Annotated in this window: 14 protein-coding genes; 2 read left to right on the forward strand and 12 right to left on the reverse strand. The window is 50.8% G+C overall.

Features of this window, described 5'->3' with window-relative positions:
- Positions 1 to 24: 24 nt before the first annotated feature.
- From M4D81_RS05325 to M4D81_RS05340, 4 genes are all read right to left on the reverse strand, one after another.
- On the reverse strand, positions 25 to 1,566 hold the full coding sequence (locus tag M4D81_RS05325; RefSeq protein WP_071221362.1) for a xanthine permease: 1,542 nt from the start codon (positions 1,564 to 1,566) through the stop codon (positions 25 to 27).
- A gap of 86 nt (positions 1,567 to 1,652) precedes the next feature.
- A complete protein-coding gene (locus tag M4D81_RS05330; protein ID WP_260064860.1) occupies positions 1,653 to 3,083 on the reverse strand; it encodes a YlbE family protein in 1,431 nt (476 codons plus the stop codon).
- 1 nt (position 3,084) lies between these two features.
- The gene (fdrA, locus tag M4D81_RS05335) at positions 3,085 to 4,629 is read right to left on the reverse strand and encodes an acyl-CoA synthetase FdrA (RefSeq protein ID WP_260064862.1); all 1,545 of its coding nucleotides are present in this window, start codon (positions 4,627 to 4,629) and stop codon (positions 3,085 to 3,087) included.
- A 3-nt stretch (positions 4,630 to 4,632) separates the two neighbouring features.
- Positions 4,633 to 5,463 (reverse strand): oxamate carbamoyltransferase subunit AllH family protein, encoded by an 831-nt coding sequence (locus M4D81_RS05340; RefSeq protein ID WP_260064864.1) that lies wholly within the window; start codon positions 5,461 to 5,463, stop codon positions 4,633 to 4,635.
- Between the two features lie 451 nt (positions 5,464 to 5,914).
- Between M4D81_RS05340 and M4D81_RS05345 the strand changes: the two genes are divergently transcribed.
- Positions 5,915 to 7,609, forward strand: coding sequence for a PucR family transcriptional regulator (locus M4D81_RS05345; protein ID WP_071221366.1), 1,695 nt, complete (start codon positions 5,915 to 5,917; stop codon positions 7,607 to 7,609).
- A gap of 72 nt (positions 7,610 to 7,681) precedes the next feature.
- Here M4D81_RS05345 and M4D81_RS05350 read toward each other — a convergent pair whose 3' ends face one another.
- The 5 genes from M4D81_RS05350 to M4D81_RS05370 form a co-directional block, all read right to left on the reverse strand.
- On the reverse strand, positions 7,682 to 9,157 hold the full coding sequence (locus M4D81_RS05350) for a multicopper oxidase family protein (RefSeq protein ID WP_260064867.1): 1,476 nt from the start codon (positions 9,155 to 9,157) through the stop codon (positions 7,682 to 7,684).
- Between the two features lie 53 nt (positions 9,158 to 9,210).
- Entirely contained in the window at positions 9,211 to 10,167 is a 957-nt protein-coding gene (locus M4D81_RS05355; RefSeq protein ID WP_260064869.1) for an SDR family NAD(P)-dependent oxidoreductase, read from the reverse strand.
- Positions 10,168 to 10,724: 557 nt separating this feature from the next.
- Positions 10,725 to 12,263: an extracellular solute-binding protein gene (locus M4D81_RS05360; RefSeq protein WP_260064870.1), complete on the reverse strand. Its 1,539-nt coding sequence runs from the start codon at positions 12,261 to 12,263 to the stop codon at positions 10,725 to 10,727.
- Between the two features lie 87 nt (positions 12,264 to 12,350).
- Positions 12,351 to 13,262, reverse strand: a complete 912-nt coding sequence (locus tag M4D81_RS05365; RefSeq protein WP_260064871.1) for a carbohydrate ABC transporter permease — start codon at positions 13,260 to 13,262, stop codon at positions 12,351 to 12,353.
- 32 nt (positions 13,263 to 13,294) lie between these two features.
- Positions 13,295 to 14,161 (reverse strand): ABC transporter permease, encoded by an 867-nt coding sequence (locus M4D81_RS05370; RefSeq protein WP_260064872.1) that lies wholly within the window; start codon positions 14,159 to 14,161, stop codon positions 13,295 to 13,297.
- 344 nt (positions 14,162 to 14,505) lie between these two features.
- On the opposite strand from M4D81_RS05370, the gene M4D81_RS05375 reads away from it, so the two are divergent.
- Positions 14,506 to 16,797 (forward strand): AraC family transcriptional regulator, encoded by a 2,292-nt coding sequence (locus tag M4D81_RS05375; RefSeq protein ID WP_260064873.1) that lies wholly within the window; start codon positions 14,506 to 14,508, stop codon positions 16,795 to 16,797.
- A 115-nt stretch (positions 16,798 to 16,912) separates the two neighbouring features.
- Here the strand turns inward: M4D81_RS05375 and M4D81_RS05380 are convergent, their stop codons facing one another.
- The 3 genes from M4D81_RS05380 to M4D81_RS05390 all read right to left on the reverse strand — a co-directional run bounded on the left by M4D81_RS05380 (position 16,913) and on the right by M4D81_RS05390 (position 22,621).
- Positions 16,913 to 18,538 carry a DUF4185 domain-containing protein gene (locus tag M4D81_RS05380; RefSeq protein WP_260064875.1) on the reverse strand — a complete coding sequence of 542 codons (1,626 nt, stop codon included), beginning with the start codon at positions 18,536 to 18,538 and terminating at the stop codon, positions 16,913 to 16,915.
- A 370-nt stretch (positions 18,539 to 18,908) separates the two neighbouring features.
- Positions 18,909 to 19,577: an SGNH/GDSL hydrolase family protein gene (locus M4D81_RS05385; protein WP_260064877.1), complete on the reverse strand. Its 669-nt coding sequence runs from the start codon at positions 19,575 to 19,577 to the stop codon at positions 18,909 to 18,911.
- Positions 19,574 to 22,621, reverse strand: a complete 3,048-nt coding sequence (locus M4D81_RS05390) for an alpha-mannosidase (RefSeq protein WP_260064878.1) — start codon at positions 22,619 to 22,621, stop codon at positions 19,574 to 19,576. The genes M4D81_RS05385 and M4D81_RS05390 overlap by 4 nt, the downstream gene beginning before the upstream one ends.
- Positions 22,622 to 22,686: the final 65 nt, after the last annotated feature.

Genomic DNA, 22,686 nt, shown 5'->3' on the forward strand with positions numbered 1-22,686 from the left:
TATTCAGACCAGCGCGTGCCGGCATTAATCTGACTGCAATTGGTTTGCCGGATCGCGAAGATCGGTAAAGTGCTTATACACAAACAACGCCGCAACCATCAGGTAAGCATATACGAACGGCATCAGTGCATCCTGGGCAAATCCGACCGTCGGCGCATGGATGATGCCGAATAAGGACAGGACGGCAGCGATGGCCGCGAACACGGCAGCCCGCAGCGGCTTATTCAGTATGGCAAAGATGGCGATCGATCCCCAGATCAAGCTGCTAAGCGGCGCACCGTTCCCCAGATGGTTCAGACCGTTATAATACACGCCTTTGCTTAACAATAAATCGATGCCCACCTTGGAAGCCGTCGTTTCAGCAGCACTAAAGATGTTATTGGCCAAGGTTAAGGCCCAATTGGCGATCCAAGGAAATAAGGTGATGAAGATGACGGGCACTTCAATCTTCGGCGTCTCCCGGACGACCTGATTGGCCGTGACCACGCCAACATAGACCAGGATCGGTACAATCGCGACAACCGGAATGATGGACAGGAGCAGCGCTCCTATTCCAAAGAGCGAAATGATTAGCATGGCAAAGCCGGATGCAATCGTATACCCAAGACCCGCACCGATGGATTTCCAGCCAGCATGCCCGATGTACACGGTAACCGGGAACGGGTTGCCCGTGAATGCGCCGATGCTGGAAGCCACGCCGTTTGTCAGCATGACGTTCCGGGTGTTGTAATGATCACCCGCTGCATGCGCGCTTTCGATGTTCTCCAGGTCGAAAATATAATTGGCGAGCCCCAAAGGTATAGCCGATGCCAAGTACGGCAGCGCATGAGGAATTCCCTGGAACAGGCTTGTAATGTGCACTTCAGGCGGATTAAAGCCGAGCGTGGACAGCGCAGCCGTAATCGCCTCCGGATTTTGCAATCCGAATACCCAGGCCAGTACGGTGCCAGCAATGAGCAGCAGAAAGCCGGTCGGGATTTTTTTGAATATCGGGGATTTACCGAACCAGTTGATAAAGATGATGACCAGTACGATAAAAGCAACGATCGGTGTTTCGAATGATTGCAGCATCGGGTTCATGGCAAGCAGCAGCAATCCAAGCCCGGACAAACAGGATAAGAGAACGGTTCTTGGAATGACCTTTCTGAGCAAATCCCCCAAGAAGGAACCCACAACGAGGATCAAGGCTTCGAAGAAGCACCATACCAGACCGATCTGGAGCGCAAACGTTGCATCATTGGTCTGTCTGAATACCGGAATCAGCACCAGAAAAGTAACGGTAAATATTGATGGGGCGCTCGGACCCGAAGGCAACGCGGTAATGTCACTTCGGCCCGTCTTCTTTGCCAGCTTGTATCCAAACCAACCGTAAGCCATGCTTGCGATAAAGATAGCGAATCCGAAGGCAGGGACTACTCTCCCGTAGACCATATCTTCCGGAAAACCTACAACGAATATCAAAAGTGAAATCATGGTCAGCAGATTGGTTAGATTATTGGCAAGCAAGCCGAAAAACGCAGCCCAATCTCCTTTTTTCCATAACATTTTCATGAGTACCTGATCCATATAAAAGCCTCCTTAGATCAATACGCTTATAGATCTAGCATTTCAGGTGCCCCTCGACGTGAGCGCATGTCTGAGGGGCTGCCAATCTAGGACTGGATGCGCTGGCTTAGAGCCTGCAGCGCCTGTTCAAAGCAGTCCACCGGAGGATGCGTGATGCCCGCTCCAATCATTCCGATTCCCGGGTCTTTATGCGCGATGGCCGTGTTGATCACAGGCATGATTCCGGTTTGGGCCACTTTGCGAATATCAATGCCCGTTGGAATGCCGCTGAAGTTCAGCAAAGGAATCGTGACGTTCGGATTTTCCGTGGTCGTAATCTCCTTCATCTTGACTGAATAATTCATGGCTTCATCCACGGTGCCGCCGACAAGCGCCACAATCGCCGGAGCAGTAGCCATTGCGAATCCGCCAATTCCGTAGGTTTCCGTGATTGCACTATCGCCGATATCAAGGCCTGCATCCTCCGGCTTATAACCTGCGAACATGGGGCCAACCACCTTTTGTGCCGGTCCGGTGAACCAGGTGTTGCCTGGCATGCCGCTGACGCGAATGCCGAATTCAACCCCATTGCGGGCCATGGTGGTCACGATAGTGCTGTATTCAATCCCATGCGCCGCATCCAACGCACATTTACAGAGCGCCATCCAGGTCGGGCCGGAGAAGTAATCGCTGCTTGCCACAAAATCAAACACCTCGATTTGCTGCTCGGTAGGGAAGTCCGTCCGCAGAATCAGCGGCGTTAATGCTTGGATTAACAGCGTTGTACCGGCATTGTTGCGGTTATGGCATTCATCCCCCATATGAAGCGCCTGCGACAGCATCAATCGGAGGTCAATGCCATTCTCAGAGAACTTCATCGCATCCCGGAGCATCGGGCCCAGCACGTCTCTCATCCAATTGAGGCGGGCGATGACCGTTTCGTCATTGGCGCCCATCCGCAGTATTTTGGACAGCTGCTCGCTCAGGTTCGTGTACGCGATGTTGCCGTATGTCCGATTCTCCACGATGTGCATGAACATGGAGGCTGAGGTTACCCCAGCCATCGAGCCTACGCAGTTATGCTCATGGCATGGGGAGAACGTGATTTCACCCGATGCCGCAAGTTCCGCCGCTTCATCCAGATTGCTGGCCAAGCCTTCGAAGACCAGTGCGCCCGTAACCGCGCCCTTCATCGGTCCGCTCATTCGCTCCCATGTTATTGGCGGACCTGCGTGCAGGATCGTCTTTTTGGTCATGCCCGGCACAACATGAATCGCCTGATCGAATCCGATCAATACCGGCTGGGAGTTGATGATCCGCTCCACGGCCTGCTTATTCGCCGCTTCGATTTTCTCCTGAATGTCCGGCTGATCCAGCTTGTCAAGCAGTGCGATCACCTCAGGCTTACCGCCGCCCGGGGGTTTCCACTCCAGGTGGGAAACCTTCCCTTCTTGCTTCAAAATATCATCTTTAAACATTTCCAGACCCACATTGATTACATGAAGCTCGCTGTTAAATAGCTCGTTGATTCTACTCATGTCATACTCCTTTCTCGACGAAGCCTCTGGCAAGAAGCCCTGTATTCGTACTGCTGCTGGCATACGTAACTCCCGCAGATACCAGTTTATTTAACTGCTCTTCCACAGACGGTGTATCGAGATCCGTGCCCAGCACATAGCCGATGATCTCCAAATGCCTTCCTTCTTGTTCAACGGCCTGCTTGGCTTCCATAATCGCCGGAAGCATGACCCCGACTGGATCCTCGTGAGCTCCGTATCCAAGAACGAAGTCCATCACGATAACGCCAACCGATGGATCTTTAGCTTCCTGCTTGAATCTGGCAATCCGGGAAGAAGGATCGATCATCGGATGAGGCTTGCCGTCGGTGAACTCGTCGTCCCCGAAATCGATAAATGTGTGACCCTGACTGACGTGAATATCCTGCAGCCGGTACTTCGGATCCTTCGGAATATTGCTGTATACATCCTCGTATTGCTCCATCGCCAGGTACATGGCTTCGTCGCACAGCGTTCCGCCGCAGAACAATCCACGGATATATTGTTGCTCCGGCTTTAGCTTGGCCTTGATCTCCTCGATGAGAGGCAGATTCAGCGGATGTTTATCGATGGTGCTCTCGTCGACGCCCGACAGGATAACGGCTTTCAACGCCGCTTCTTTCGTCGTTTTGGCGAAATGTCCGCCAGCGTTTACCACGGCTTCTTCCGTTCCGCCGATAAAGCACACCACAACTGGCTTGCTCATGTTCTTGATCTCGGCGAGCACCTTCTCCTCCACGCTCTTGGCCGGCGGCTTCGAGACCAGGACAATAACCTTGGTCGCTTCATCTGCATTAAGCGCTCTCATGCCGTCCAGCATCATGATGCCGCCAACGCGTTCGCTTAAATCGCGTCCCCCCGTGCCGATCAGCTGGGAGATCCCGCCGCCAAAGTCATGAACCCGAACGCTGACCTCCTGGCTTCCCGTTCCGGATGCGCCTACGATGCCGATGCTTCCCGGGCGCACTTTATTGGCAAAGCAGAGCCCTACACCTCCAATGATGGCCGTCCCGCAGTCCGGTCCCATCATGAGCAAACCGCGCTCATGCGCCATGTTCTTGAGCTCGATCTCCTCTTCCACGCTGACGTTATCGCTGAACAGCATGACGTGGAGATCATTCTCCAGCGCCTTTCTGGCTTCTCTGGCTGCGAACAGTCCGTTTACAGAAATGACGGCCAACTTGGCCGAAGGAAGATTTCTTGCAGCTGAGTCGATCGTCGGGAACGTGAGCTCACTGTTTCCTGCCTCGCTACCCTTGCTGTTAAATAGGGCCTCCACACCTTCGTAAGCGCTTTCTACGAACTCTTCAGAGACCGCTTTAATGACGATCATCAGATCGCTTCCCTTGGCTTCCTCCAGCTCGGGGGTCATGAGTCCGACATTAGCCAGCACTTCCTTGTTCATCTGCGTCCCCATTGCGATAAAGGCCTGATCGACGCCATCTAATTGATTCGCTTTGGTTGACAGTGACATCAGTGAGACGGAATCAAAGTACGTATTCTTTTTAATCACAACTTTAGTCGACATGCTTTACCTCCCATTTCTTTCTATGCTAAGCTTCAAACCATTCACCAGCCCAAGCGCGATATCCGTTCCTGATGTAGAACCGGTACCGAGTACCCTGGATAATCTCGAAATAACCTCAGTCTTACTGCCATGGATCATATGATGCATGAACTCTCCTATGGATTCCCTTACCTGGCCGCTTGCAGCTTTCTTTAAAGCCATATAGCTAATCGGATTGCTCCTATCAGCCGATGCTGCCACAACCCGCTCGCACATATGGCGGATCTTGAACAACGGACCATTCGTTAGATTCATAACGGCAAACAATCCGACCAAGAAGTCGTCGCCCGACGGAGTCAGACCAGGGCCCAAGCCTATTAGTTGAATTGCATAATGAGATGCAAGACTGACTTCGCCTTTGGATAACGCTTCAAGGAGCCCCGCAGAGCGCTCTCTCAGCAATCTATCCATTTCCTGATCGAAAGAATTTCCGGTCTCTGCCGATCGCTTCATCCCACCGGCCTTGCCGTGAGCTTCAATCCATAACTGCGCTTCAGCTACATGGTTTCTTAAGATATCTTCGTCTTCGGGATAGGATGGGAGCTTGCTCCGCCATACATGGACTTGCTGAAGCATAACGGCTGCATTCTTCCCTACGTATAACCGCTCTCCCTCCGCATAGACCTCATCTCCAATCACCAGCCCCCGTTTGGAAAAGCTGTCGATGTCCGTGACCAGCGTATTGGGCGCATTGTCCACGCTGTCAGTGGCAATCGTATATAATTCACCGTTCGTCCGGCACTTCAGGTTCACCGTTCGATCAAAGATGCTGTGTACCGTCCCATTAAATTTCAAGCTCCTTATTTGTTGGAGGAATCCCGCGTCGCAAGAGATGGCGGCGCTTACAACACAAACGGCTTCTGTACTTGTTGTCTTCCCGCAGCTTCCCGTTATATCGCCTCCTTAACTTACAGATGGACAAGTGCTGTCTTTTGTCAGGTTATCCTTTTGAATGCGTCATTCACCTTGGATCGGCCCTACCTTAGTTGTGGATAAATGACCTTAGATGCTATACTGAATTCAAAATTAGCCAGCATATAAACGTCGAACATATAACAGATGAATGACCTTCCATAGCTAAAAGGATATTTTGTGAATTATATCACACTTAAAATTCGAAGCCCTCCTGACACCCTTATTGTAATCCAGGGTTAAGCTGCGGTCATTGTACAGCGATACTAAAAACAAAGCGTATTCGCTGTGCATATTGCACAATGAAGAACAATAACAAAGGTGTGTGTTAAGAATGCTAACCATCAGGGACATCCTTCAGATCAAAGCGATCGAAGGCATTAAGCTCGTTGCAGGGGCGGCAGGAATCGATCACCAGATATCCATTGTGAATATTATTGAAAATCCGGATGTATTCGATTGGCTGGCATCGAATGAGCTGCTCCTGTCCACCGGATATATTTTTAAAGATAGCGAAGAGCTGCAGAATCGGGTCATTCATGAATTGGCCGAGAACAACTGCGCGGGACTGTGCATCAAAATGAAACGTTATTTTGACCGGATTCCGCAAAACATGATCGATCTGGCGAACAAGTATGGACTTCCACTGCTGGAGCTCCCTTTTGAATACACCTTGTCCAGGGTGATCGCGATCATTAATGAGAAGACCAATGCCGACTATGACGCGCTAAATCGCAGATCACTCGACCTGCATAACGCGCTGTTCAAAATCCCGCTGGAAGGAGGCGGCATCGAACAAATTTCGGCCGAATTGGCTGACATCATCCATAATCCGCTCCTGATTCTCGACTGGGACTGGAATCTGCTCTGTTATACGGACCATCCGGATAATAAGACACCGCTGGAGGAGTTCTTGTCGCTCCAGAAGAACAGACCCATCTTCCCTTCCGAATTTACTGAAGCCATCCCGCAATATGTAAGCGAAATCAAGAAATCGATCCAGCGCGACTACGATCATAAGGGGCAATCGTTCAAATGCCGTATCATGCCGATCTCGGTGTCCAGCCATGTGTACGGATACATCGTCGTCTTCCAAACCGTTCGCAAGCTGACGGAATTGGATAATTTGGCGTTAGAGCACGGATCAACCATCCTTGCCATGGATCGCATGAAGGCCAAAGAGCTGGAGGAAGTGAAGCTCAAAATCCGGCACGACTTCTTTGACGACTTATTGTCCGGCAACATCACCTCGACCGAGACGCTGCACTCGCAGTCGGATCTGCATGGGCTGAATATCAACTATACCTACTACTGCATGGTCGTTCATATTGAACCGACCCTTCTGGAAAGCTACAAGGATATCGTATACCGCAAATACGAGCTGGAGCATATGGTGAAGAAGTGTGTCAACCTGATCCACGGCTTGTCCAGTAAAGCCAACGGGGAGCTCACATGTTACTACCGAAGCCAGCAGATCATCATATTGGTTGGGAAGAATGAGAATAAACCGCCGGTTACCGTCAACGAAACGAAGGCTTTCGCCCATGAGCTGGTCGAGCTGTTGACCCGAGAAATGAAGAAAACTCAGTTTCTTATCGGTATTGGCAGTCAGTATAAGACGTTCTCTTCACTTCATCGAAGCTTCTTCGAAGCCCAGGAAGCCATGCGATTGATGCAGCGATTCAAAGACAATCGGATCATCTCCCATTTTGAAGATTATGCCGTCTATCATTTTCTCGATTCCAATATCAAGCCTGCCGAGATGGAAGAGTTCTTCTACAACACACTTGGCGTCATCTATCATCATGATCAAACGTTCAACACCAGCTTTATCTCTACGCTGGAATACTATTTCATGCATAATCAGAATGTAACGGAGGCCGCCAAAGCGATGTTCATCCACCGCAACACCTTCATCTATCGCATCGACAAAATCAAGGAGCTGCTGAATTCCAACTTAAAAAACGCTGACGAGTTATTCCAGATTCAATTGGCACTCAATCTCTATCGGCTGCTGAATAAAGGATAGTCCACGGCAAAAAGATGTGATTGGAAGGATCGCTAGGTAGCGGTCAGTTCCATGTCACGTCTTTTTGACCGATCATAAGTCCGGTAAATTTCCCGATTTTGTTCCGACCCGAAATGGCGTCGAAATACCTTCATAATTGAACATCATGCTCATCCCCATAGATGCGTGCATCAGATTGTGGCAATGCATCATCCATAAACCCGGGTTGTCCGCCTTAACGTACACCTCGTAAGTATCACCTTCTTGTGTTAATAATGTATCAAGATAAACGGGACTTCCGCTCAAAGCCTGACCGTTATGGCTTAGCACCTGAAATATGTGCCCATGCAAATGAAAAGGGTGGTCACCTCCGCCAGCATTCGTAATCGTCATTTTTACACGCTGGCCTTCCTTGACCATCAGAGGTGGTATTTCATGAAAACTTTTTCCGTTAATGGAGTTGATGAACAGATTCTGATCGAGCTTTAAAGTATAGGACTGATCGTAGGTTAATTTGTCTACAGGAGCATTCGGATCTGGTTCTCCATAGTCGGTCCATCTGAATAAGCTGTAATCCGAACGGATCTCCGGTTCGCTACCGGTCCCCAATGCCACCTTCAAACCTGATTCACTCGTGACGACAACTTTACCTTGCTGCGGCATCTCAAAAAGAAGATCATAGCGCTGGCCCGCTCCCATTAGAAATTTATGATGCTCCAGCATCTCCGGTTCGTGGAGGTCATGGCCATCCATCGCAATTATTCGGTAAGAGGCCCCGTCGACGCGAATCGTTTCCGTTTCGTTCGCAGCATTGATCATCCTCAGTCTGACTCTCTTTCCGGGAGCCGCCTCGATATGCGTTCCCTTTGTTGAACCGTTCATGAGATAAGTTCCATTTAACTGTTGGATAAGTATCGTTTCCTCCTGATCGTATTCGAACCGATCCTGCTGAGGATCGACAATGAAATTCCCCAGCAAGCCTTTTTCAACCTGAATGGAGCTAGCCTGATGAGAGTGATACCAATACGTTCCGGGAGAGTCTGCAATAAATTCGTACGTATACTGCTCTCCGGGCTTTACGGCATCCTGCGTCACACCGGCTACTCCATCCTGCGAACAAGGAAGGACAATCCCGTGCCAATGGATGGTAACCCCTTCTTGAATGTCCTTGTTGTCTAGCACGACACGGACTCTTTCGCCTTCGGCAACTCGAATTTCTGGTCCTGGCGTGAGGCCGTTGAATGTCCAAACCTTCTCGGTGCCTCCATTATCTAATTTTTTCTCGCTCTGTAAGGCCGTGAGCCGAAACTCGCGTATGGGCGCATCGTTCTCCCCCTCTGTAATTGCTTCGCATGACCGTGTCGCCAGTGAAGCCTGGTGGGTTGCCGCAGAGGCGGTTCCATGCTGATGGCCCGCCATGCCTTCCATGTGATGCATTTCGCCCATATTTACTTCATATGGTTTTTGCATGCGAATTTGCCAAAAGTACGTGCCAACCAATGCACCCAGCAGGATCGCCACTCCCAACCCCGCTATACCGACCTTCCCTTTCCAAGTTAGCTTTCGCATAAGCTTTCACTCTCCAATCTTGATTGATTAATCAATTATTGATTCATAAAATGTTACCGTTTTTTCTGCAGTTCCCGTATCGTTGCGGCAATTCCATCCGCCGGCTTCGTAGCCGGAATTGGGCCGATAAAACCCTTATATTTATCCCCGCTTAGGCGCAGCGGCTCCTTCGTTAAGTAAAGCATTTCGACAATCTCCTTCATGACGGGGACGAATAGACCGAGCAGCGACAATCCAGCCTTGCCAAGAGCAATAACAGGCTTCTTCATACCGGAGGCTTGCTGGGCGATGCGGACAATCTCATGACCGGAAATAATATCCGCCCCAGGAATATTCCAATTTTGACCATATGCCTGATCCTGTCTCGCAAGCTCTACAATCATAACTGCCGCATCAGGTAAGTACACATATTCGCGAGGAACCTTCATGTTTCCGATGAAAAATGCCATCTTGCCTGCCGCGATCGCTTCGAGTGTCCCTCCCAGATAGGAAGCTTGATTTGCAGTCGGTCCGTAATAGTCCGGCAAACGAACAATCATGGCAGACACATTCTTCCATCTGCTGCTAAAGATCATCTGCTCAAAAGCAAGGCGCACTTTACCCTTTTTTGTATGAGGTTTTTTGGGATGCTCCTCGGTTACCCAATCCATCTGTCTTCTTCCATAAGGGTAAATTCCGTCTATTGCGACAACCTTCAAGCTTAATCGATTGGCAGCCTCCATGATGGCTTCGCCGAGCGGAATCAATTTACTCTCCATTTCGTGGTATGGGACGTTCGCACAATGGAACAATACCTCGGCTTCTTTCGCCGCTGTTACAATGTCATCCGGCCGGTATGCATCCCCGATTGCTAACGTAAGATGTGAAGGATTGCCGAGTTCTCTTGCAAGCTCCTCCAGCTTTTGCCGCGACCGTCCAAATGCAATCACAGGCAACCCCCTTTTTACCAACTCAGCCGTAATAACAGCACCAGTACCACCCGTTGCACCCACTACAATTGCTTTTTTCATGTTCATCAACACTCCTCTTATTTGTGATTGATCAATCACTAACTTATGATCACACTATAGCAATTTGTGATTGATTAGTCAATAACCAAATTTCAAATTTATGGCACCGGCATTTTGAAATGGGATACACCTATTTGAATAAGGTTTTACAGTTCTATGGGATATCGACTGAGGCGATTTTGGTTGAAGGAACGGCATCATCGGAGCAAGCTCCGGCTATTAAAGAAAAAGCAATTGCACATGCTAAGGAAGTCGCCCAACGATTCTAATTTAGGAAAGTAAAGTCAGGCTTCAAAAGCTGGTTCTGATTTACTTTAAGGGGAGCCTCAATCTGCAGGAAATCAATTCGCATCGATCTCTAAATAATAAGATAAACGTCGATCGACGTACTTTCACAGAAGATAGACCGCTTTTGAATGTCGTTTTTCTAGCGATTACAGAATCCAGCTTCGCTGAAATTTATATATTTTATAATTTAAAAAAAGCCTGTTGAAGTTTTTCAACAGGCTGACCGCTTCCTACCAGAAGCGGTCGCGTTTTTTGCGGAACGGTAGGTTCTATATTGCCAAGAAGGCGTCGACCTGATTCTGCAGCTCATTCTGGATTTTCTTGAGCACCGTTTCGCCTTCCATTTTGAATCTGGCAAAGTATTCGTCCGGATCAAGCGCGCCGTTAAATAATCCGCTATAATATTTGGCTTGAATGGTCGCGAACTGGGCCACTTCGTTCTTCACCGGCGTCGGATCGAATGTGAAGCCGGTCATGATATCCTTCGTGAAGTTGTCGGCTTGCGTAATGAATTGACTATACTCTCGGGTCTCTTCGTCGATACCGGCCCACTCCCGCTCTAACGCAGGATTCAACATGAGCTGGAACGAGACAATGCCGCCATCGTTGTTCAGTGTGTCGTATTGATGCTCGCCGACCGCTTTCCAGTTCACGCCTTCGATGCCGTGCTCCAACAAATCATAATTCTCCTGCCGGTTGGCCCAATCGAGGAACATCATCGCCCGGTCTTTATGTTCGCTCGTCTTCACAATACAGATGAAATTATCCATTTTGTAATTGGATAGGTTCTTTCCAGGGGTCAGATCGAATAGACGGACGGCTTCCAACTCTCCATCGGGCACGACCTGCTTCAACTGATCGTTGTACGTTTTGGGAATACCAAAGGCCATTTGGGGCGTGGCCGCGACTTTGTTCTGGAGCTGCATGTCCCCCGGACCGCTTTTATTCGTCAAGACGTCCTGCGACATGACTTTGTCAACGAACAGCTTGCGGACATCCTTGATGCCGGACCAGATCTTTGGTTCCTGGGTTTCAAAGAAGTTGTAGACCTTGCCATCGTTGCCCTTGTAATACAGCATCAAGCTGGCGCCAGCAAAATTCGTTGAACGAATGTTGACGCTGGTATCGTCCCGGATCAGCCAGTTGACCCAGCTGTAGGTGACGTCGTCTGCGCCCGCGAGGAGCGGCGTGATGCCGGAGTTACTGTCACGAACGGCGTAGAGATAAGCTTTTAGATCTTCATACGTCTTTACGGGCGGCAAGTTTAACTGCTCCCTCAGGTCCTTTCGGATGAAGATCGACCTCTGTTGGGTATAGGCGCTTCCTAAGGGAACGCCGTAGATGTTACCGTTAATTTTGTTCGCGTCCCACATTTGTTGCGGCCTCGTCTTTTTCACATTAGGGCCGTATTGGTCCAGCAGTTCGCTTAATTCTTCGTAATAGCCCTGGGAAGCCATCGTGTCCAAATGCAGCCACGGGGCATCAAACATCAAATCCACGTTCTCTCCCGAAGCCAGCATGACGTTAGTCTTCTGATTTAGATCGGCAAAGTCGACAAATGTAAATTTAACCTGCGTATTGATTTCGGCTTTTAATCGCTTGTTGACTTCGGCCAGCACCTCGTCATAATTAGCTCCTTTTGCCCCCGGAATGACAACCTCCAAAGTGACCGGTTCAAGGGACGGATCTCCGGTTTCCCCGGCATCGCCCGGCACGGAAGCGCCCCCGCCGGATCCGGAGCACCCGGACAAAGCGATGGCTAGTCCGAGCAGCGCTGTCACCAAGAATTTGCGTTTTGATTTGGCCATGTAAATGACTCCCTTCAAATATCAACTTATGTATAAGCGGCTGGGCGAATCTATAACGCGCTCAACCATTTGCGTAGAGCCCCAATCCTAACCTTTCACCGAGCCGAGGGTCAGACCTTTAACGAAATATTTCTGGACCATTGGATAGACGAGTATAATCGGGCCGATCGTCAGGCATACCGTTGCCAACTTGACCCCTTCCGCCGGCGGCAGCGTCAGCACATTCCCGTGATTAAGCGACGTGAGCTGCATCTGCGACATGAGCTGCCGAAGAAGCAGCTGAAGCGGGTACATATCACTGTTGTCGATAAACAGAAGCGACAGCCACCAATCGTTCCAATATTGCAGCGCATAGAACAAGCTGATCGTCGCCATAACCGGCGTTGAGATCGGCCGGATAATTTTGAAGAAGATCGTCCACTCTCCGGCGCCGTCCATATTAGCCGATTCGTTCAGCTCATAAGGCAGCGAGCGATAGAACGAGACTAAGATAAACGCGAAGAACGGATTCATGACGTAAGGGAGCACAAGCGCCCACAGCGTATCTTTCAGATGCAGCCATTGGACGACCAGAAGATAGAATCCGACGAGCCCCGAGCCGAAGACCATCGGCACGTAGGTCATGAACGAGAGGAAGCCGCCGTATCGGTTCTTCGGATGGGCCAGCACGTAAGCAAACAACGCGGTGACAACGAGGCCGAATACGGTTCCGATGGCTGTTACCGCAATGGTGATGCCATAGCTGGTAAACATTTGCTTGCCCTGAAGGAGGAAGCGATACGACTCCAGCGTAAATTCATCCGGCCATATGGAGTATCCGTTCACCGCCAAGCTTCGGGTGCTGGAGAACGAATTGATGACCATCAGCCAAAAGGGAAACAAACAAACCAGTGCAAATAGAATCAAAAACAATCCGAACAAGAACACTGCCATTTTATCGGAGAACCCGTTTGTCCGTCGGACTCGTGGGGGCGTGATCAGAGCAACCGGACGATTCATATGGAATTCACCTCCCTTTGGATTTCTCAACATTAAAATAATCTGGAGTCGTTATCGATTTTCCGAACCAGCGCATTAAACGAAACGACGGCGATAAGCCCCATAATAGACTGATAGAACACGATAGCCGATGACATGCTAAAATTGCCCAGCTGCCTTAACGCCCGATAGGAGTATGTATCGATGACATCGGTCGTCGGAAATAGAATCCCGTTGTCCCCGATAATTCCGTAGATCATACCGAAATCACCGTAGAAGATACGTCCGACTCCCAAGAGGACGAGAATGATGATTTGCGGCTTCAGCAAAGGCAGCGTAATGTATTTCATCTGCTGCAGCCTCGTGGCTCCGTCCAGGCGAGCGCTCTCATAATAGTCGGAGGAGAACCCGGTAATGGCAGCGATCAGAATAATCGAGTAGTACCCGGCACTCTTCCAGATTCGCGTTAAGGTTAGAATAATCGGCCATACCCACGGGGTCTGGTACCAATCGACGGCTTGAAGTCCGCTCATGCTCAGCACGCGGTTAATCAGACCGTCCGTGTTGTTGAATAGAATGAATGTCATATACCCTACGACGACCCAGGAAATGAAGTAAGGAAGGAAGACGATGGATTGGATCGTACGTTTAAACCATTTCAAGCGAATCTCATTCAAGAAGAGAGCAATGAGAAGCGCAAAGACCATCTCGAAAATAATGAACAGCGCATTTAAATAAACCGTATTGACCGTAACTTGAATCCAATCCCGATTGGAGAAAAAAAAGCGGAAGTTATCCAGCCCCACCCAATCACTGCCCCATATGCCTTTGCTGATCTGAAAGTCCTTGAACGCTAGCAGATGTCCGGACAGAGGAATATAGGAGAAGACAACGAGAAAGATGACTCCCGGTATCGCCATCGAATACAAGCTCCGATTCTTTACAAGATCCCTAAACATTCTCAATTTATAGTATCCCTCCATTCGATCTGGTCTGTCCGATGTGGCCATATCCTGACAGTGTTTATTATGTATGGAAGGAGGATTTCGGAATAGTCCTCATTGTGTCACAAAGGGTACTCAACTTAAGGATTGTGCGGTAATCGGACTTTCGGTATCATCTTAATTTCTACTTTGTCAAAATGAGGACTTCACACGAGGGTCAGGATATGATTGAGTAAGGAGGTCCCGGTTCGTTTCTTCTATCGAATAGTTACGTTATACCCTTAAACCATCAATCCATCAGCAAGGGGTGCTGGCATTATATGAGGATCAAACCTATTTTACAGAAGACCTATTTTCGAACCTTTCTTTTACTGACCACCGTTCTGATCTGTTCCATTATTCCTTTCGTCTATCTACTGTCTGCGGAATTCGCAAAATACACCATGCTGGAGGTTCGCAGCAGTTCGCAGAACGAAGTCAACAACCTGGCTTCGAAGGCCGAAATGATTCTCGGCAATTTGAAAGCTAACGGGCTCAGCATGTACGCCGATCAGAATATTCAGAACTGGTTCTTCAATACAAGCAACGATCCGCTCATCAACCATGCTGCACTCGTCGCCCAATCCAATTTCATGTCCACCGAACCGCTCATCCAGCGATCCTATCTGATTAATTTGAAGCTCGATCTTGTCGTCGATTCCAAAGTCGGAATTGTCCGCAATGAATCCTTCGCCGACCAGAGCATGCTGAAGCGTGTGGAGTCATCCCACCCCCAATATTTGCGCTTCTTTAATCATTCGCTGGACGGCTCGGACTCCCTGGCCCTTATTCTGCCTGCAACCCCCAAGAAGCCGTCTGACTTCTATCTCGTGCTGCTCGTTGACAAACCGCTGCTGTCGAAGCTTTTGTTCGGCCAAACGGTCTCCTCGGAACAAGACATTCGGATTCTGGACGAGCACGGGCAACTTCTATTGGGCGTGTCTAATCCCGCGCTGAGCGGACAGCTTTATCAAGCGAGCCGGGAGCAGCAGGACAGCGATTTTCAAGTTCGGCTCCCGCATCAGAGATGGTTCGTTAATACAGCCAAGCTGACTACTGAAAATTGGTCGGTATACTACTCGAACGAGTATCATATTTTGACACGCCATATCTCCTTATTCCAGCAAAAATTGATAACGTATACATTGCTGCTATTGGCACTCCTCTCCTTGTTGTTCTTCTGGAGTTCTCGCCGTTCCTTGCGCTCCATCACCTTCTTGTCGGAAAAGCTGAAGGGAAAGGTTGCATTCGCAAATGCCACGTCAGATGCCAGGCCGGATATCCAATGGATCAATGACGGCATCGATATGCTTCTGAACAATGTGGAACAGCTTCATGCATCCATGAGAAATCAATCCGAGCTCGTTCGAACGGAGCTTCTCGCTCAGTGGATGCTCCACGGTACGCCGGGTACCAAGAGCTACGAGTATATTCAGACCAAGACCAAACTGGCCTCCTGTGAAGCTCTGTTTTTGGCCGTCCTTCGGATCGAAGCCTATACGGTCTTTTGCGAACGTTACGATTTCCCCTCCCGGAAATTGATCAAGTACGCCATACGCAATATTAGCGAAGAAGTGATTGGCACAGGTTCTTATGCGGCCGAAGGCTTGGATATGGGCGGCGACCATATCATTCTGGTCGTTGGGGGCCATGCATCCGGCGGGCTTCGACTACAACGTCTTCTTGAGGAGACGCAGAATCAGGTTGCACGTATCCTGAACGTTGATACAACCACCGCAGTCAGCAATGCCTATGACTTCGGCGCCAATATCCGAAACATCTATGATCATATCTACGAATTGACGAAGCTGCGATTTCTTAACGGAGAGAAGCAATTTTTTCTGGAGAGCGATTATGAAGAGTTTATGGCAGGGTATCCTTCAGCGTCTGAGGCGCTGGAGACAGCCGAGATCATCAAGTCGATCCGCCGCGGCCGCCCGGAGACCGCGCTCGCTCTGCTGCGTCAGCAGATGAAGCACGTCCATGAACTTCCTTATCGCGACTGCAAGCTTAACCTGACCTACTTTACCTACGATCTGCTCAAGAACTTCAACAAATCCAGCGTCCTGCACGAAATCAGCAGCATTCATCATTTACTCGAGCGGCACAGCACGCTGTCCGAGTATCAAGCATGGCTGGAGAGCATCGTCACAATGCTCGCGTCCGAGACCGAGGTTCCGAAATCTTCAAGCCGCAAGGAAGAAATCGTCCTGGAGATCAAAGAGTACGTGGACAACCACTTGCAGGATGCGCAATTGTCGATCGAGCAAGTAGCCGACAATTTTTCCTTCTCCGTGAGCTATATCCGGCAGCTTTTCAAAGAGATCATGAACGTGTCATTGTCCGAGTACATACTTCAGGAACGAATCGAGAGAGTGAAGGAGAAACTGATATCCAGCCAGCTCTCGGTGCTGGAGATCGCAGATCAATGCGGCTTCATATCCAAAGGGCATTTTTTCGCCGCATTCAAGAAGTTCACGAATCTCACTCCGAAGCAGTATCGGGAAATCCACGGGGACTCCGCCGTTAAAGATATCGTTCCTCCCAGCTTATCATGGAGAAGCGGCAGCTAGGTATGCTTGTTCCGCAGGAACAAGCTCAAGTCGAAAAGGACCTCTCCGGTAAAGCCCCACAGCGCTTACGGAAAGGTCCTTATTCGTTCATCAATAACGGTCTGGCGCTCTAACGCTATATACCGGTCGTTTCTTGAACCGGCTCTAGCCCTAACTCCGGATTCGCCAGATCGAGTTTATACATGACTTGATTGTAGTTATACCGCGGTGTCGGGACATGATCCGTGAACGTATTCGTGTAGGTGCCTTCGAAATAGATAATTCGGCCGCTTTCCTTGTTGAAGTTTTTGTGCTGGGCCACGTTGTAAAAAGTATAATTGTCATGCGTTACGATCTTTTTGGCAGTAGTCCAAGGGCCTTGAGGCGCCGGAGCCTCCGCGTACCAGATTTCCCCGAGCACCGACGTCTTGCCCTGCAGCTGCTGCCCGATCATCACGTAACGCTGCCGGTAATCGTTCCATTCGACGGAGCTTGAGGCGATTTCCACCGCTTCGCCGGTATCGGCATCTTTCAACTGATAATAATGCGGGTCATCCGCTTGGATCAGCCCTAGTTGGATCAGTTCCTTCTCTTGACTTTGGGTAAGCGGCGGCGTGTTCTTTTTCCAGCCCCATACGAGCTTGCCGTCCCCGTCTCGTTCCAGCGACGATTGAGCCCCGTTGTATGCCGTTCCCGGCGTCAAGCACGTAAACGATTCGTATTGAGTATAGTCGATGATGGCGTCATAGCTGGCGGCAACTCGCAAATTCGGCATCCGGTGTTCGGTAAAGAGCCAGTAACCCGACCCGTACTCTTCATAATAGGTTGCTTGGCCTCCCGGATGGCGCCAATCGTCTTTGGAAGGGAACTGGACGACCTGCTCAAACTCCTTCGTATTGTCGTTAAAGACAAGAATGCCGAAGGCGGTGAGATCGGGATTATGCGTGCTGTAGCCGGCGAGCAGACGCTCCTGTCCTGTGCTGTCCTCGGCGGTCATCAAACCGAACACCCAGGCTATGCCGGCGCCGTCGGGCAGCGGCGGCACCAAGCTTTTGACGAAGCCGTCGTCTTTAGTAAAATAGTTCAGATTTACGCCGACGTCAGGATCCAATCCGCCGTTTTGCGGCATACTTGAAGTCGCTCCCGTTACGCGGAAATTCCCCAGCGGATAAGCCGGTCTGTCGGTATCGCCCCAGAACCAGTACAGCTTATTGTTGTACTCTATCGTCTGCACGGAATCCTGTCCCATGACCAGACCGTTGATCAGCGGCTCCTGAATCGGCGCATTCAAACCAAGCAGTACGCTGTCGCGGTATATACCCTGTCCCGTAACCCGATACAGCCGTTCCGCGATGTTGACCCGGTTCATCTCGATCGTAATCATGCCCCCGGGCGTGATCTGTACGGCCTGCCCGCGATTGCCGAACATGTCGGCAGGGAAGTCGTAACCGTCGCTCGACAAATGAAAGAAGACCGACTGATCCATTAGGCCGGGCTCGTTGAAGGCCACGACACCGGCACTGTCCGTGTAATAGAGAATGTTGTTCGTCGTCTTCAGCTCAACAAGAGGAATGCCCCGGCCCGTCTCGGCATCCACGATTTTGATCATGAACGGCTCCTGAACTGTTTTCTTTGCATTGCTCAGATGTGGCTCCGCGCTGCTTTCCGCAGCCTGCGCCGTCACCGCGGCGCCTGGAGCCGTCATGACCGTCAGTATGATGCATGTCCATATTCCCGCACGTTTCCACTGCTTCATCTTCATAACTCTTACCTCCCGACTTCTTGCAATTTTGATAGAATGATATCGTTGCTGACCGGATACCGTCTGTTCGAACCCTATTTCTACAGCCATGGGTACGAAACGCCTCCATAACCACCTCCTTTCTCACCTTGGAGAGCAACACATACGCGAATCGAGCAATAAAAAAAGGACCTAGCGACGTACATTTTCAATCAGAACATACGGATCGACAAGCAAGCGGATGTAAGCTTCGGCGCGAATTTCGAAGAAACTTCGCGCCGAGCTCTGCAAGCATTTTGCGGATTACCTGCTCCACGCTGATGAAGGAAGCACTGGCTCTACTAGCCCCCACAATATAAAGTAGGAATGCTACAACTAAGTGCAGTTGACGTCAGGAGCCCATTCGCATGCGCGACCAATCGAAGCCGATCGCCTCCAGCAGTGCGCGCGCAAGCAGCAGATGCCCCGTCAAGCTCGGGTGCACCCGGTCGGACGCCAGCGCAGTCGGATGCACGTAGTCGAAATGGCTGGCGAAAGCAGCCTGCGTATCCACAAACAATGCACCTACCCGCTCCGCAACCCGCTTGGCAGCCCGTCCGAACTCGTCCATCCGGCTGCGCATGCGATCTTGGTCATTCGGCTCCAGATAGAACGGTGTCATAATCACGAGTCCCTCCAGGCCGGGAAGTGCCGATCGCACCAGCTCTTCCAGGGTCTGTTCATATTCTTCAAGGCTCACATGCGACTCCGGGATAGCAGGTTGGTCGAACCGCCGCCATACATCGTTGATGCCGATCATAACCGTTAACCAATCCGGATTCAGATCCAGTACGTCCGTCTGCCATCTGGCCTGCAAATCCCGAACCGTATTGCCGCCGATGCCCATATTCGTCACGCGAATGGAGAGCTCGGGATATGCCGCCTGCAGCATCCCGTCCACAAGTGCGGCATACCCTTTGCCGACGCCCTGGAACAACCCTTCCCCGTACGGATATTTACGTTCGCAGTCCGTGATCGAGTCTCCGATCATGACTAGGCGTTGCCCTTCTTTCAGCTTCATCCTTTATTCCTCCCACTCCGTTGGAGCCGAATCGTCTTCACCTCGAACGGACCGAATTGTAGCAATACATTTCCGCCCTCGTGCGGCAATTCCGCCATTCTCTCCTCCAGCATATTTGCCTCATAAACCCTCGCAACGGACAGGCCGAAGTGAAGCTCGCACGCTACGGAGGCTCCCTTGCTCTCGTACAGACGTATGATCCAATCGCCCGCCCCGTCTTCGGCAAGCTTGACCGTCTCCGCGATCACGTTGGCTTGATCGACAAAGAGCAACGATTGCTCCTCCCGGCCTCCTCCAGACACGAGGCTGACAGGATAGTTCATCTCATAGGCTTCCCGTACGACAGGACTGCCCAGGAACGCTCCGTTCCAGAACGTAAATCCATATGTAAAATGATGCGTCCCCTGATCGGACGTCTCATCCGGCCACGTCGGAGCCCGAAGCAGCGTTAGGCTCAGAGTATTGTCATTGACGGAGATCCCGTATTTGCAGTCGTTCAGCAGCGCAAAGCCGCGATTCGCTTCTGCAAGCGCCGACCACTTATGCTGAACAACTTCGTATCGGTCCGCATCATGCGGACGCGAAGCATGATTCGGCCGCTTGACGTAACCGAACTGAATTTCCTGCAGCGACTCGTTCGCATGAACGCGAACAGGGAAATCGACTTTTAGCAGCTTATTCTTCTCGCGCCAGTGAATCGTCGTATGAAATTCCACCCGGCGGCTGCCGGCACAAAGCCGGATATCCTGGACCAGGGTCGATTGGTTCAGTTCGCGCTCAACCCGAATATTCGCGAAGAGCGGGCCGTTCGCGGTAACGGATACCTTGGCGCTCGTATTCAGCTCGACGGGTGCCAAGCGGTAGCGCCGATCGATCTCCCACGCATCGAAATCCGAATTTTGATCCCGATACATTCGCATGACGTTGCAGCGATCCGCCGCCCATTCCGTGCCGGTCTCCTTGTCAAAAATACGAGTAAGCTCGCCCTGTTCGTTCAATTCGAGTGCAATCCATTCGTTCTCCAAACGCGATGCCGTTGCAAGAATCGCCGACGCTGCTGGAGCATCCGACGCTTCCGCTTCAGCCTTGTACGTCGACCAGCCCATAGAAGGCGCCTTTACCTCGGCATAACGAACGCCTTCGTACAATTGCACCGGCATAACCGCTCCGTTCCCGTCCGCAATGCCATGAACGCCGGCAGGCAACGCGACCAATTCCTTTCTCGACCAGGATAGCGAGTTAAAGACGGTAACCCGGGAGGCATCATCGTCCGTGAGCGCATCTCTTGTATCCGATGCCATGTCGTACACGTTCTCATTCAATGCCATCAGCTCAAGCTGCGCCTCTTCATGGACACGATGGATGGAGGAGCCCGGCAGAATATCGTGAAATTGGTGCAACAGCAGGGTCTTCCATAGCCGGTCCAGGTCCTCGTGAGGGTAGTTCCGATTAACCAGCAGCTCCGCGGCAGCTCCCCAAAGCTCCGCCTCGCGGAAACCGATTTCAGCCTTCCGGTTCAGCTTTTTGATGATCGCTTGCGTCGTGTACGTCCCGCGGTGGGCGGGATAATAGAGCTCTCCTACGTATTTGGCATCAGGGATGCCTTTTTCGATCTGATCCTCAAAAAATTCGATCGGCGAGCCATGCTTCGTCTTGGGAACGCCCTCCAAATTACCGAGCCTGCGCATAAATTCGAGATCATCCCGATTGGAGCCGCCGCCTCCGTCGCCGTGTCCGAACTGCGTGAGTCGCGTAGAAATCCCCTCAAGCTGGACGCGATCGCTCCACTGATGGATCAAGAACGACGGATTGATCCGAAGCGGGTAGTAATCGCCGTAGTTCATCAGATGCGTCAAAATTTGCGAACCGTCGATCCCTTCCCACAGGAACGTATTATACGGGAACGGGTCCGCTACATTATCATAAGTACCGAACAATTTTGTAGACGCGAAATAATGGATCCCGCAGCCCTTCATGATTTGCGGCAGGTTACCGGAATAACCGAATACGTCAGGCAGCCACAGCATCTCGTTGTCCACGCCGAATTCGTCCTTGAAGAACCGCTTGCCGTGCAGCGCCTGGCGGATCAGACTCTCGCCGCTGGGCAGATTCGTATCGGGCTCCACCCACATGGAGCCTTCGGGTATGATTTTCCCTTCCTTTACCGCCTGTTTTATGCGTCCATACAACTCCGGATACAGCGTCTTGACCAACTGGAACAAATACGGCTGGCTCTGGGTGTAAGTATATTCCGGATATTCGTCCATGAGCGCCAGCTGATTGGACATGGTCCGCGCAATTTTCCGCTTCGTTTCCGCGATCGGCCACAGCCAGGCGACATCCAGGTGGGACTGTCCCATAAGGTACAGGGTCGGCACCGTTGAACCGTTCATGCAGGCCAAGAGCGGCTCCATCATCTGCCGGCACTGCTTTACGTTCTCTTCCAATAATTCCTGACGCAGGGTCAGGTCGATCGTGGCAAACACCTGAGTCAAACAACGATCAATCTCCGCAACGCGAAGGGATTTGGCATCGAGATGATTGCGAAGATCGTACAAACATTCCATATCGATGAAAAATTGGTAGACTTCCTCTTCAAAAATGCAGAGCTGCGACTCTCCGAACATCGGCTGAGAATCCGTTTGGCCGGCGTACGCTTCCGCGATAATTTCGAATCGCTCGCCGGCTTGCGCCGAACGGGTTAACGTTACGTAATGATGGTTAAGGTCCTTTGCGCCGCTCACAATGCCGTTAATATATACGGTCGCTTCGGATCCAAAATCAAGCAAGGCCACAAGACGTTTGCCTACAGCCTCCTGAGGAACGACGATCATCGAGCGGAACCAGCCGTATCCCCACTTTTCCCCCCACCGTTGACCCGGGGCGATGCTCTCAAACGGTCGCCCATCCATTTCATGGATGAATAGTTGTTCCCTTGTTGTAAAACCGGAAAAATCTATAGAGGAAAGCTTCGTCATCATAAATTGATTTCTTTTGTTTAGCAGCTTTTCGGCATGAAATAAAATCTCTTTTTTTTCACTCAAGCTTTCTCACATCCTATGGTTTCGTTATCATTAATCCTATCGCTCTGCGACTTACTGCCGCCGGC

Source organism: Paenibacillus sp. p3-SID867 (assembly GCF_025142895.1).
In the GTDB taxonomy this organism is placed as follows: Bacteria; Bacillota; Bacilli; order Paenibacillales; family Paenibacillaceae; genus Paenibacillus_AQ.